General features: G+C 70.9%; 13 protein-coding genes and 1 pseudogene. 12 read left to right on the top strand and 2 right to left on the bottom strand.

Going from position 1 to position 12937, the window contains the following annotated elements; translation table 11 throughout:
- The first annotated feature begins 48 nt into the window (after positions 1-48).
- Complete coding sequence (locus AB0E67_RS13905) at positions 49-378, top strand: putative quinol monooxygenase (protein WP_073782324.1); 330 nt, start codon at positions 49-51, stop codon at positions 376-378.
- A gap of 110 nt (positions 379-488) precedes the next feature.
- Here the strand turns inward: AB0E67_RS13905 and AB0E67_RS13910 are convergent, their stop codons facing one another.
- Positions 489-1319 (bottom strand): aldo/keto reductase, encoded by an 831-nt coding sequence (locus AB0E67_RS13910; RefSeq protein ID WP_362025355.1) that lies wholly within the window; start codon positions 1317-1319, stop codon positions 489-491.
- Between the two features lie 271 nt (positions 1320-1590).
- Here AB0E67_RS13910 and AB0E67_RS13915 point away from each other — a divergent pair, with 271 nt between their 5' ends.
- The 4 genes and pseudogenes from AB0E67_RS13915 to AB0E67_RS13930 all read left to right on the top strand — a co-directional run bounded on the left by AB0E67_RS13915 (position 1591) and on the right by AB0E67_RS13930 (position 4323).
- Positions 1591-2214, top strand: a complete 624-nt coding sequence (locus tag AB0E67_RS13915) for a dihydrofolate reductase family protein (protein WP_362025358.1) — start codon at positions 1591-1593, stop codon at positions 2212-2214.
- A gap of 90 nt (positions 2215-2304) precedes the next feature.
- Positions 2305-2382 (top strand): annotated as a pseudogene (locus AB0E67_RS13920) (DNA-binding response regulator); the annotation flags it as partial.
- A gap of 319 nt (positions 2383-2701) precedes the next feature.
- Positions 2702-3892 (top strand): cytochrome P450, encoded by a 1191-nt coding sequence (locus AB0E67_RS13925; RefSeq protein WP_362025361.1) that lies wholly within the window; start codon positions 2702-2704, stop codon positions 3890-3892.
- A gap of 14 nt (positions 3893-3906) precedes the next feature.
- Positions 3907-4323, top strand: a complete 417-nt coding sequence (locus AB0E67_RS13930) for a PaaI family thioesterase (protein ID WP_362025363.1) — start codon at positions 3907-3909, stop codon at positions 4321-4323.
- A 54-nt stretch (positions 4324-4377) separates the two neighbouring features.
- Here the strand turns inward: AB0E67_RS13930 and AB0E67_RS13935 are convergent, their stop codons facing one another.
- Positions 4378-5415 (bottom strand): Gfo/Idh/MocA family oxidoreductase, encoded by a 1038-nt coding sequence (locus AB0E67_RS13935; protein ID WP_362025366.1) that lies wholly within the window; start codon positions 5413-5415, stop codon positions 4378-4380.
- A gap of 293 nt (positions 5416-5708) precedes the next feature.
- On the opposite strand from AB0E67_RS13935, the gene AB0E67_RS13940 reads away from it, so the two are divergent.
- The 7 genes from AB0E67_RS13940 to yhfZ all read left to right on the top strand — a co-directional run bounded on the left by AB0E67_RS13940 (position 5709) and on the right by yhfZ (position 12901).
- A complete protein-coding gene (locus tag AB0E67_RS13940; protein WP_362025368.1) occupies positions 5709-6467 on the top strand; it encodes a GntR family transcriptional regulator in 759 nt (252 codons plus the stop codon).
- Positions 6468-6948: 481 nt separating this feature from the next.
- Complete coding sequence (locus AB0E67_RS13945; RefSeq protein WP_362025371.1) at positions 6949-7932, top strand: sugar ABC transporter substrate-binding protein; 984 nt, start codon at positions 6949-6951, stop codon at positions 7930-7932.
- Positions 7929-8981: an ABC transporter permease gene (locus AB0E67_RS13950; protein ID WP_362025373.1), complete on the top strand. Its 1053-nt coding sequence runs from the start codon at positions 7929-7931 to the stop codon at positions 8979-8981. Before AB0E67_RS13945 ends, AB0E67_RS13950 begins: the two co-directional genes overlap by 4 nt.
- Positions 8978-9826, top strand: a complete 849-nt coding sequence (locus AB0E67_RS13955; RefSeq protein WP_362025376.1) for an ATP-binding cassette domain-containing protein — start codon at positions 8978-8980, stop codon at positions 9824-9826. Before AB0E67_RS13950 ends, AB0E67_RS13955 begins: the two co-directional genes overlap by 4 nt.
- A 145-nt stretch (positions 9827-9971) precedes the next feature.
- Positions 9972-11135 (top strand): ROK family glucokinase, encoded by a 1164-nt coding sequence (locus AB0E67_RS13960; RefSeq protein WP_351523493.1) that lies wholly within the window; start codon positions 9972-9974, stop codon positions 11133-11135.
- A 14-nt stretch (positions 11136-11149) separates the two neighbouring features.
- Entirely contained in the window at positions 11150-11737 is a 588-nt protein-coding gene (locus AB0E67_RS13965; RefSeq protein WP_362025379.1) for a hypothetical protein, read from the top strand.
- Positions 11738-11962: 225 nt separating this feature from the next.
- Positions 11963-12901: a GntR family transcriptional regulator YhfZ gene (yhfZ, locus tag AB0E67_RS13970; protein ID WP_362025382.1), complete on the top strand. Its 939-nt coding sequence runs from the start codon at positions 11963-11965 to the stop codon at positions 12899-12901.
- The last annotated feature ends 36 nt before the right edge of the window (positions 12902-12937 follow it).

A 12937-nucleotide genomic window follows, 5' to 3' on the forward strand; every position in this document is an offset into this window, starting at 1 on the left:
GCCGCGCCCGATGAGTCGACGCTGATTAACGTATGCGAACATGACGGCATGATCTTTATCGCCGTGAAATTCACCGTGCGCAGCGACGAGCGCGACAACTGGCTGCCCGCCGTCGAGGACTTCACCCGCGCCACCCGGGCGGAGCCGGGCAACGTGTTCTTCGAGTGGTCGACCAGCGTCGAGAACCCGGACCAGTTCGTCCTGCTGGAGGCGTTCGCCTCTCCCGAGGCCGGGGAGGCCCATGTGAAGTCGGAGCACTTCACGGCCGCGATGGACCGGATGGCGGATCTCGTCGCGGAGACCCCGGAGATCATCAACGTCGAGGTGCCGGGCGAGGGCTGGTCCCGGATGGCGGAAGTCACCCCGCGCTCGCGGTGAGCCGATGCCGGTGACCCGGCCTCGGTGGACCGGCGCCGGCGCGCCCGCCGGGAGTTCCCCGGGCCTCTCGGCGTGCCGCGGTGCCGCCGCGCGGCCCGGTTCCCGGCTCCTCAGAACTCCTCGTGGACCTCGGGGTCCCCTCCGTAGCGCCGCTTGGGCCCGGCGGAGACGCGGGCCAGCTCGTCTGCGGTGAGTTCGAATCCGAACAGGTCCAGGTTCTCGTGCTGCCGTCCCGGATCTGCCGATTTCGGGATCGGCACGGCACCGAGCTGGGTGTGCCAGCGCAGTACGACCTGACCGGGAGTCACGCCGTGCGCCTCCGCGACGGCGAGCACCTCCGGGTCGGTGAGCACGTCCCGGCCGCGGGCGAGCGGGCTCCAGCTCTCCGTGACGATGCCCTTCGCGGCGTGCACGGACCGCAGCTCGTCCTGCGGGAGACGCGGGTGCATCTCGATCTGGTTGACGGCCGGCAGCACCCCCGTCTCCCGCTCCAGCCGGTCGATCTGGTCCGCGGTGAAGTTGGAGACGCCGATCGAACGCACCAGCCCGTCCTCGCGGAGCCGGATCAACGCCTTCCAGGTGTCGACGTACAGATCGAGGCGGGGCAGCGGCCAGTGGACGAGGTACAGATCCACGTACTCCAGCCCGAGATTGCGCCGTGATTCCTCGAACGACGCCAGCGTCCGCTCGTAGCCGTGGTGGCGACCCGGAACCTTGGTCGTGACGAAGACGTCCTCCCTCGGCACGCCGCTGCGGGCGATCCCGCGGCCGGTGCCCGTCTCGTTGCGATAGTTCAGCGCGGTGTCGACCAGCCGGTATCCGAGGCCCAGCGCGGCGGCGACGGCCCGCTCCGCCGCGTCGTCGTCCAGGGGCCAGGTGCCGAGTCCGACGGCGGGAATGGCGCGGCCGTCGTTCAGGGGGCGAACCGGAATATCGGTCATGATCTCCCTCTTTGTTCGACTTGTTAGGCTTGTCGGGCTTGTTTCAGGAGTCCTCCCTGGCCAGGTTAGGGCGAACCGGCCCCGGCCGCCGTCCGGCGGTTGCCGGTGCGAAGCAGCCCGCGAATCCTGATGGGAAGCCGTTTCGTCCGTCGCGGGCAGTCCTGGTGGGCCGACCGATGAGTTCCGGCCGACCGTGAGGTCTGAAGGGCGAAAGCGACCGATTCGAACGAGCATGCGTGCTCGGTCGAGTACCGGAACGGGGAGCACGACCATGGCCGAGCTGACACTCACCACATTCCTCACCCTCGACGGCGTCATGCAGGGGCCGGGCGGCCCCGAGGAGGACACCAGCGGCGGATTCGACTGCGGCGGCTGGCTCGTGCCCTTCGCGGACGAAGGCATGGGGCGGTTCATGGGCGAGATGTTCGACCGGTCGGCGGCGTTCCTGCTGGGCCGTCGTACGTACGACGTCTTCGCCGCGCACTGGCCGCGGGTGACCGATCCCGACGACCCGGTCGCCGGTCGTCTCAACGCGCTTCCCAAGTACGTCGTGTCGACCACCCTGAAGACACCGACCTGGCACAACACGGCCGTTCTCTCCGCGGACGTCGCCGCCGAGGTCGCGCGGACGAAGGAACGGACCGAGGGCGGCGAACTCCAGATCCACGGCAGCGGGTCCCTCGCCCGGTTCCTGATGGCGCACGACCTGATCGACCAGTACAACCTTCTCGTCTTCCCGATCGTGCTCGGCCGGGGACGGAGGCTGTTCCCGGACGGCGGCCTGCCGACGGCCTTCGAGCGGACGGAGGCGCGCACGACCGCGAGCGGCATCTCGATCCACAGCTACCGGCCCACCGGCCGGGCACGGTTCGGTTCCTTCGCCCTCGACGACTGAGGCAAGGCCGGGGGTGAGAGCCTGTACGCCCCGCGTCCCCGCCGCTCCGCCCGCTCGCACCCGTCACGATGCGCCCGATGGGCTGACGCGAAGACACAGGTTTCCAGGATTCTGGCATTCGGCTTCGACAACCGTGTGCGGATCGCGCTGTTGGTCCACGACGCGGGGCCCGCTCGACGACGACCACGGCGGCGGCAGCGGTGGCGTTGCCGACGGCGATGGCAACGGCGACGGTGCCGACAGGCCGTACCGTCCATTCGCCTGACCGCCTGACCGCCTGACCGCCTGACCGCCTGACCGCCTGACCGCCTGACCGCCTGACCGCCCTCCGTCGTTCAAGTCTGGTTCCACGCACGGTATGTCGGCCGGATTCTTTCGCGACGGTGATGCCGAATCGATCAGATGGGCCGTGGAAAACCGAAGCCGCCGTAGGGTGAACCGGTCGATCTCCAGTGATCGAACCGATCAGACCGGGAGGGGCGATCCCATGTCCGACGTCAGCAGCCTTGTCGACCTCGATCTGCGTGAAGTCGAGGACTTCACCGCGAACCCCTATCCGTCCTACGAGAAGCTGCGCGCCGCGGGCCCCGTCCACACCGTCCGTACCGACGAGTTCGAGCGGATCTGGCTCGTGGTCGGATACGACGAGGCCCGCGCGACCCTCGCCGACCCGCGGTTCTCCAAGCAGTGGCAAGGACGGATCGAGTGGCCCGAGGGCAATGATCCGATCTTCGCCAACATGCTGGAGCTGGACGCCCCGCGCCACACCCGGCTCCGCAAGCTCGTCACCCGGGAGTTCACCGCGCGCCGGATCGAGGCACTGCGCCCGCGCGTGCAGCAGATCACCGACGAACTCCTCGACGCGATGGTTTCCGCGGGGCGCGCCGATCTCGTGGACGCGCTCGCCTTCCCGCTGCCGATGACCGTGATCTGCGAGCTGATCGGTGTGCCGGACCTGGACCGCAACGCCTTCCGTCGGCTGTCGAATGCCATCGTGACCCCGACCACGCCCGATCAGGAGCGCGAAGCCGTCACCGCGATGGGCGCCTACCTCGGTGAGCTCATCGAGGACAAGCGGTGTTCGCCCGGCGACGACCTGATGAGCGCGCTCGTCAGGACTCGCGACGAGGAGGGGGACGCGCTCTCGCCCGAGGAACTCGTGGGTATGGCCTTCCTGTTGCTGGTCGCCGGGCACGAGACCACCGTCAATCTCATCTCGAACGGGGTACGGGCCCTGCTCGACCATCCCGGCCAACTCGCCGCCCTGCGTGCCGACTTCGACCTGATCGACGGTGCGGTCGAGGAGATGCTGCGGTACGACGGCCCGGTGGAGACCTCCACGTTCCGCTTCCCGCGCGAACCGGTCGAGGTCGGGCGGCGCGTGATTCCTGCGGGGGAGCCGGTGCTGGTCTGCCTGGCGGGCGCCGACCGCGACCCCGACCGCTATCCCGAGCCGGACCGTTTCGACATCCGTCGCGAGACCCAGGGGCATCTGGCCTTCGGTCACGGCTCCCACTTCTGTCTGGGGGCGTCACTGGCCCGGATGGAGGGCCGGATCGCGATCCGTACGCTGCTGGAACGGTGCCCCGGCCTCGCGCTGGACGACGAGGCGTGGCGCCCGGACTGGCTTCCCGGCATGCTGATCCGCGGGGTCCGGTCCCTGCCCGTCCGCTGGTAAGAGAGGATTCCGTCATGACCGAACTCGATCTGAGCATGGCGCGCAAGGTTCTCGAGAGTCAGCCGTTCAGCGGGCTCGTGGGGGCACGGATCACCGCCTTCGGGTCCGGCGCCGCCACGCTCGAAGTGGACATGTGCCAGGAACTCCGGCAGCAGAACGGCTTTCTGCACGGTGGCGTCCTGGCCTACGCGGCCGACAACTCGATCACCTTCGCCGCCGGCACGACCCTCGGCCCGGCCGTACTGACCGGCGGCTTCTCCATCCAGTACGTGCGGCCCGCCACCGGTCGCACCCTGGTCGCCCGCGCGGAGGTCGTGCACACCGGACGGCGGCAGGCCGTGGTCCGGTGCGACCTGCTCGCGGTGGGGGAGGACGGGGCGGAGACGCTCTGCGCGGTCGCCCAGGGCACGGTGCTCTCCGCCGCGCAGTAGTGACGGACGTCACATGCTCATGTGAACGAGGAGAGTTGGCGTCCCGGGGCGGTTTCACCGCGGGGCGCCGCCCCCGGTCCGGTCGGCCGTCACGTCGGACACCTCCGCGATCCCCACGGGGCGCCGCTCCCCGCGGGACACCTCGCACGCCTCCGCGATCAGCAGCGCGTGCCATGCCTCCCTGCCGTCGCACGGGTTGGGCAGCTCGCCCCGCACCAGCCGTACGAACGCGTCCAGTTCCGCCTCGTACGCCGGGGCGAACCGTTCCAGGAAGCCCGGCCAGGGGTTCGGCGGCGCGGCGGGGCCCAGCGGTTCCGCCGACGTGACCGGTGTGCGGTCGTCCAGCCCGACCGTGATCTGCCCCTTCTCACCCGCCAGTTCCATGCGTACGTCGTAACCGGCGCCGTTGCAGCGGGTGGCCGTCGCCGTGGCCAGGGTGCCGTCGTCGAGGGTCAGCAGCGCCGCCGCCGTGTCCACGTCACCGGACGCCCGGAACATCGCGGGCCCGGCGTCCGACCCGACGGCGTACACCTCCGTCACCTCACGGCCCGTCACCCAGCGCAGCATGTCGAAGTCGTGCACCAGGCAGTCCCGATACAGCCCGCCGGAGAGCGGCAGATACCCGGCGGGCGGCGGGGCCGGGTCCATGGTCGTCGCCCGCACGGTGTGCAGCCGGCCCAGCGCCCCCGAGCGCACCGCCTCGCGCGCCGTGCCGTATCCCGCGTCGAACCTGCGCATGAAGCCCATCTGGAGGACGCTCCCCGCCCGCTCCACCTCGCGCAGCGCGCCGAGCGTCCCCGGCAGACCGAGTGCGATCGGCTTCTCGCAGAAGGCGGGCAGCCCCGCCCGCGCGGCCCGCCCGATCAGCTCCGCGTGCGACGACGTGGCCGAGGCGATCACGACGGCGTCCACCCCCGCGCCGAACACCTCGTCGGCGTCGTCCGCGCGCTTCGCGCCGAGGTGGTCCGCGACCCGCGCGGCACGTGCCTCGTCGGTGTCGGTCACCACCAGGGCGTCCACCCCCGGGTGGCGGGCCAGCACACCCGCGTGGAAGGAGCCGATCCGGCCGGTGCCGATGAGTCCGATGCGCATGGACCCAACGTGCCGCCCGCCCGTGACGCTGTCAACCGAATGTCAGGACAACAGCACAACAGCGTGAGAGGACGACAGGCCTATAGGGCGACAGGGCGAGAGGGCGAGAGGGCGCCGGGGCAGCAGGGCGCCACAACGACCGGACGACACGACCACAGAACGACAGGACACGGGGGCGAGAGGACGCCGCGACGACCGGACGGCACGACGACAGAACGACGTGACGACAGAACGACGTGACGACAGAACGACATGACTACCGGAGGTTCTGACGTCGGCGTTACCCTCCACGCGTGTCCAAACCCACCGCCGACCCCGCCGCACTCGAACTCGGCGTGGACCGCACGAGCCCCGTCCCCCTGTACCACCAACTGGCCCAGCAGCTGGAAGCGGCCGTCGAGGAGGGCCGACTCGCCCCCGGCACCCTTCTCGGCAACGAGATCGACCTGGCCTCCCGGCTCGGCCTGTCCCGGCCCACCGTCCGCCAGGCCATCCAGTCACTCGTCGACAAGGGGATCATGGTCCGCCGCCGGGGCGTCGGCACACAGGTCGTGCACAGCGCGGTCGGGCGCCCGCTCGAACCGAGCAGCCTGTACGACGACCTGGAGGCCGCGGGCGGACACCCCACGACCCGCGTGCTGCGCAACACGGTGGAGCCCGCCGGTCCCCGGGTCGCCGACGTCCTCGGCGTCGCGGAGGGCAGCGACGTCCACCTCGTCGAGCGGATCCGGTACGCGTACGACGCACCGCTGGCTCTCCTGCGCAACCACCTGCCGCCCGGAACCGTCGACCTGGACACCGTGCGGCTGGAGAGCACCGGCCTCTACCGGATGCTGCGCGGCGCCGGCATCGCCATGCACAGCGCCCGCCAGTCCATCGGCGCCCGCCCGGCCACCGCGGAGGAGGCCGCCGTGCTCGCCGAGACCGAAGGGGCCGTCCTGCTCACGATGGAACGCACCACCTTCGACGACACCGGGCGGGCGATCGAATGCGGGTCCCACCTCTACCGGGCCTCGCGCCACTCCTTCGACTTCCAGCTGCTCGTACGGTGACGGCGTCCCCCGGTTCGCCCGTCCGCTGACGGCTGCTCCCGGCCGGCTCGTACGGTGACGACCGTCACGCCGGGGGCGCCGCCCGCAGGCGCCCTGCCGGCCTCCCGGTAACGGCCGACCGCCGTCGGGCGGATCACCGACGACCGTCGCACGGACCGTTGACGCCGGGGCGGCCCGCCGCTGCAACTGCCCTCGGGGCGACCGGACACCCGCGCCGTCCGGCCCGTCCGCCGCCGCCCGGTACCACGTACCACAGCGGGAGAGACCCCACCGGGCACCGCCCCCGAAGACCCTCCCGCGGCCCGCACGGCACACCCCGCGCCGACGCCGTGCCCCGCCCTGCCGGGTGGTCCCGTCGTCGACTCGGGGATACTTGGCCAGCCGGGCCGGGGGCGACACGCCTCCGGCCGACCACAGGGCACAGCGAGCAGCACAAGAAGGGCACGGCGTCGTGGCAAGGGTTCGGACAGGGGTACGTGCGATGGGCGCCGTGCTTGCGGCGGTGCTCGCGGCCTCCCTCGCGGGATGCAGCAGCACCGGTGGCAAGCGGGCGGAGGAGCGCGCGGCCCGGGCCGCCGCCGAGGGCCGCGCCGCGGTGGACACGCCCCGCTGGACCTTCGCCATGGTCACCCACTCCGGTGACGGTGACAGCTTCTGGGACATCGTCCAGAGAGGCGCCGAGCAGGCCGCCGTCAAGGACAACATCAAGTTCCTGTACTCGCACCACGACGAGGCCCAGCAGCAGGCCCAGCTGGTCCAGGCCGCCATCGACCAGAAGGTCGACGGGCTGATCGTCACGCTCGCCAAGCCCGATGCGATGAAGGACGTCGTCGCCAAGGCCACCCGGGCCGGGATCCCGGTGATCACGGTGAACTCGGGCTCCGCCGAGTCCAAGCGGTTCGGCGCCCTCACCCATGTCGGCCAGGACGAGTCCATCGCGGGCGAGGCGGTCGGCGACGAGCTGAACGCGCGCGGTCGCAAGAAGGCCCTGTGCATCCTGCACGAGCAGGGCAACGTCGGCCACGAGCAGCGCTGTGCCGGGGCGAAGAAGACCTTCGACGGACAGATGCAGAACCTGTACGTCGAGGGCACCAACATGCCCGACGTCCAGGCGTCCATCGAGGCCAAGCTCCAGGCCGACAAGAGCATCGACGCGGTCGTCACCCTCGGGGCACCGTTCGCGGACGCCGCCGTGAAGGCGAAGAAGACCGCGGGCAGCACGGCCGAGATCGACACGTTCGACCTCAACGCCAAGGTCGCCACCGCCCTGGAGGACAAGACCCTCGGCTTCGCGGTCGACCAGCAGCCCTACCTCCAGGGGTACGAGGCCGTGGACCTGCTCTGGCTGTACCGCTACAACGGTGACGTGCTCGGCGGCGGGCGCCCGGTCCTCACCGGCCCGCAGATCATCACCGAGAAGGACGCCGCCGCGCTCGCCCCGTACACGAAGCGGGGGACCCGATGAGCGCCGTCGCGGATCCGGCGGCCCCGGCGAGCCCCGACGAACGGCTGCTGCGCACCTCCCCGCTGCGCAGGCTCCTAGGCCGTCCCGAACTCGGCTCGGTCGTCGGCGCCGCTGCCGTGTTCGTCTTCTTCGCGCTCGTCGCCGACAGCTTCCTGCGCGCCTCCAGCCTCGGCACGGTGCTGTACGCGGCCTCCACCATCGGGATCATGGCCGCCCCGGTGGCGCTGCTCATGATCGGCGGCGAGTTCGACCTGTCCGCCGGGGTGCTGGTCACCAGCTCCGCGCTGGTCTCGTCGATGTTCAGCTACCAGATGACCGCCAACGTCTGGGTCGGCGTCCTCGTGTCGCTGCTGGTCACGCTCGCCATCGGCGCGTTCAACGGCTTCATGCTGACCCGTACGAAACTGCCGAGCTTCATCATCACGCTCGGCACGTTCCTGATGCTGACCGGCCTGAACCTCGGCTTCACCAAGCTGATCAGCGGAACCGTGTCGACGAAGACCATCGGCGACATGGAGGGCTTCGATTCGGCCCGCCGGGTCTTCGCCTCGCAGTGGACCATCGGCGGCGTCGAGTTCAAGGTCACGATCCTGTGGTGGGCCGTGCTCGTCGCGATCGCCACCTGGATCCTGCTCCGCACCCGTTTCGGGAACTGGATCTTCGCCGTCGGCGGCGAGGCGGACGCGGCCCGCGCGGTCGGCGTCCCGGTGATCCGCACCAAGATCGGGCTCTACCTCGGGGTCGCCTTCGCCGCCTGGGTCTCCGGGCAGCACCTGCTGTTCTCGTACGACGTGGTGCAGTCCGGCGAGGGCGTCGGCAACGAACTGATCTACATCATCGCCGCGGTCATCGGCGGCTGCCTGATCACCGGCGGCTACGGCTCCGCGATCGGCTCCGCGGTCGGCGCCGTCATCTTCGGCATGACGAGCAAGGGCATCGTGTACGCGGAGTGGAACCCGGACTGGTTCAAGTTCTTCCTCGGAGCCATGCTGCTCCTGGCCACCCTGCTCAACGCCTGGGTACGCAAGCGAGCGGAGGCGACGAAATGACGGCCCCCCTGGCACCGGCGGGCCGGGAGACGACCCGCCGCGCCCTCGTCGAGCTGGACCACGTCAGCAAGTTCTACGGCAACATCAAGGCGCTCACCGACGTCTCGCTGGAGGTCCACGCGGGGGAGATCTCCTGCGTGCTCGGCGACAACGGCGCCGGCAAGTCCACCCTGATCAAGATCATCGCGGGGTTGCACCGGCACGACGCGGGCAGCTTCCTGATCGACGGCGAGCAGACCGTCCTCGTCAACCCGCGCGACGCCCTCGACCGCGGCATCGCCACCGTCTACCAGGACCTGGCCGTCGTCCCGCTCATGCCGGTCTGGCGGAACTTCTTCCTCGGCTCCGAGCCGACGACCGGCGCGGGCCCCTTCAAACGCCTCGACGTACGGCTGATGCGCGAGACGACCCGCACCGCACTGCTGCGCATGGGCATCGACCTGCGCGACGTCGACCAGCCGATCGGCACCCTCTCCGGCGGCGAGCGCCAGTGCGTCGCCATCGCGCGGGCCGTCCACTTCGGCGCCAAGGTCCTCGTCCTGGACGAGCCCACCGCCGCGCTCGGCGTCAAGCAGTCCGGGGTCGTCCTCAAGTACGTCGCGGCCGCCCGGGACGCCGGTCTCGGCGTGGTCCTCATCACGCACAACCCGCATCACGCGTATCTCGTCGGCGACCGTTTCGTCCTGCTCAAGCGGGGCGCCATGGCCGGCAGCCACACCCGGGAGAGCATCACGCTGGACGAGCTGACCCGCCAAATGGCAGGCGGCAGCGAGCTGGAGGAGCTCAGCCACGAGCTGGAACGGGCGACGGAACCGGGCCGTCCGCAGGGGCCGGAGCAGCCGTAGGACCGCGTTCGCGGCGGCCGGACCCCCGGTGGGCGCGCCGTCCGGCGCCGTCCCGGGGGTCCGGGCAGTGGCAGAATCGAGGCCGACGGGCGCAGTCCGCCGCCGGGGGAGCACCCGCCCCCGGCCCCCCGACCCCGCAGGGACGATGAGCACGTACCGCGACTTCACCCACCGCGGCTCCGCCCGCGCCACCGTCCTGCGGACCGTAGGCACCCGCGAGCGCCGCTCGCACCTCACCGCGCCGAGAGTGCCCACCGTCGGCATCGACATCGGCGGTACGAAGGTGATGGCCGGCGTCGTCGACGCCGACGGCAACATCCTGGAGCAGCTGCGCGCCGAGACGCCGGACAAGTCCAAGAGCCCCAAGGTCGTCGAGGACACCATCGTCGAGCTGGTCCTGGACCTCTCCGACCGGCACGACGTGCACGCCGTCGGCATCGGGGCGGCCGGCTGGGTCGACGCGGACCGTTCCAAGGTGCTGTTCGCCCCCCACCTCGCCTGGCGCGACGAACCGCTGCGCGATGCCCTCGCCTCCCGCCTCGTCGTCCCCGTCATGGTCGACAACGACGCCAACACGGCCGCCTGGGCGGAGTGGCGCTTCGGAGCGGGCCGGGGCGAGGACCACCTCGTCATGATCACGCTCGGCACCGGCATCGGCGGCGCGATCCTGGAGGAGGGGCGGGTCAAGCGCGGCAGGTTCGGGGTCGCCGGGGAGTTCGGTCATATGCAGGTGGTGCCCGGCGGACACCGCTGCCCGTGCGGGAACCGCGGCTGCTGGGAGCAGTACAGCTCCGGCAATGCCCTCGTCCGCGAGGCCAAGGAGCTGGCCGCCGCCGACTCACCGGTGGCGCACGGCCTCATCGAGCGCGTCAAGGGCAACATCCCCGACATCACCGGACCGCTCATCACCGAACTGGCCCGCGAGGGCGACGCGATGTGCGTCGAGCTCCTCCAGGACATCGGCCAGTGGCTCGGCGTCGGCATCGCCAACCTGGCCGCCGCGCTCGACCCCTCCTGCTTCGTCATCGGGGGCGGCGTCAGCGCCGCCGACGACCTGTTGATCGGCCCCGCCCGGGACGCCTTCAAGCGACACCTCACCGGCCGCGGCTACCGCCCCGAGGCCCGCATCGCCAAGGCACAGCTCGGCCCGGAGGCGGGTATGGTCGGCGCCGCCGACCTCGCCCGGCTGGTGGCCCGCAGATTCCGCCGCACCAACCGGCGCCGCGTCGAACGGTACGAGCGGTACGCACAGATCTACGACCAGGCCGCGAGCACCATCCGAAACACCCGCAGCACCCGCACCTCCTAGGGATCGCCACAGACATGACCGCAGCCGAACACGTCGTCCTGCCGCGCCAGTCCCCGCCTCCCGACGACAAGCCGCCGCAGGACCGGCGCCGGACGATCCGACGCCGTCTGATCACCGCGACCATCATCGTGCTGCTCATCGGCATCCCGGCCGGCTATCTGCTGATCTCCGCCGGGCAGAGCCGCCGAGCGGGCCAGAACAAGGAGGCCGAGGCGGCGGCGCAGGGGCTCCAGGAGGGCTGGCCGTCCCGGATGCAGCGCCGGATCTACGAGCTGCCGATGCCGGGCAACTCGCTGGACGTCCAGTACTACGAGACCAACAACTGGAAGGTCAGCCGGCTGTACGTGGAGTTCCGCACCACCTCCGCCGGACTCGACCGGTTCCTGAGCCGGCTGGGCAGCGGCCGCGCCGCGCTGGAACCGGGCAAGGTGACCATCGACGCGCGCGACCAGCAGATCTCCGGGTGGAGCTTCGGCCCCGGCATCCAGTGGGCGGGCACCACGCACACCAACAAGGACCCTCGGCCCACCCAGGACATCACCGTGAACATGGCCGACCCGATGAACCCCGTCGTCTACGTCGTGTCCGCGGCGATCCCCTGAGCCGGGCCCCCGCCACGGGCCGAGGTCGCCGAGACGGGCCTCGTACCGGATGGTGAGGTCCTCGGGGGTCTTCGGGGTCCTCGGGGTCGTCGGTGGCCGGCGGCGGGCCGACGGTGCGACCGTCGGTGCCGACTGCACCCCTGTGGCAAAGGCTGCTCACCTCGCACTCGCACAGGTCCTCGGCCCCTCTAGGCAAAAATCAGAATACTGGTTACTGTCCTACTCGTGAACGGTATCGACGAGCGCCTCCTGACGCGGAACGGCCTGGCTGCCCGGCAGCTCGCAGTGTCACTGCTCGATCACGAGGAGGACACCCGGCTGCCGCGCCTGCGCGACCTGGCGGATGAGCTGGGAGTGGGCAACGGCACGGTCCAGGCGGCCTTCCACCTGCTGGAGGAAGCGGGCGCGATCAAGACGGTCGCCCGTGGACACCTGGGCACGTTCCTCGTGCATGCCGATCGCGCCATCCTGTGGCGGCTGGCCGGGCTCGGTACTCTGCTGGCCGCGATGCCGCTGCCGTACTCGCGCCGCTACGAGGGGCTGGCCACGGGCTTGCGCGCGGCGTTCGAACAGGCCGGAGCGCCGTTCGCGGTCACCTTCATGCGAGGCGCTCACTCCCGCGTCTCCGCGCTGTTGGAGGGCAAGGTCGACCTGGTGGTGCTTTCGCGCTTCGCGGCGGACCGGCTGATGGCCGAGCACTCGCTCGAACTGGTCGCCGACCTGGGGTCGGCCACCTACGTCGGCGCGCATGGTGTCCTGGCGCGCGGTGGCGTCGACCTTGCCTCTCCGGGGCTGCGGGTCGCGGTCGACCGCAGTTCCGAGGACCTCGAGCTGCTCGCTGAGCGCATGTTCGCCGGACGCGCGGACGTGCGCTGGGTGGAGGCTTCCTACATGCAGCTGCGGGACCTGTTCGCCCGCGGCGAGGTGGACGCCAGCGTGTGGAACCTCGACGAGGTGCAGGGCCGGATGGGTGACGGGGTCGACACCCTGCCGTTGGATGACGAGATCACCCGCGAGCTGTCCCTGCGCAACTCCTGTGCGGCGATTGTCGGCCGGGCCGGCGTGACCCGGACCCTGAGTGTGGTGCGCAAGGCCCTCGACATCGGCCTGGTGACGACGATTCAGGGCGAGGTGCTGCGCGGCGAGCGCATCCCCTCCTACTGACCGCGTCACCCTCCCGCATCGCGGGGAACCGACGCG

It is taken from the genome of Streptomyces sp. NPDC032161 (assembly GCF_040636995.1).
Lineage (GTDB): Bacteria > Actinomycetota > Actinomycetes > Streptomycetales > Streptomycetaceae > Streptomyces.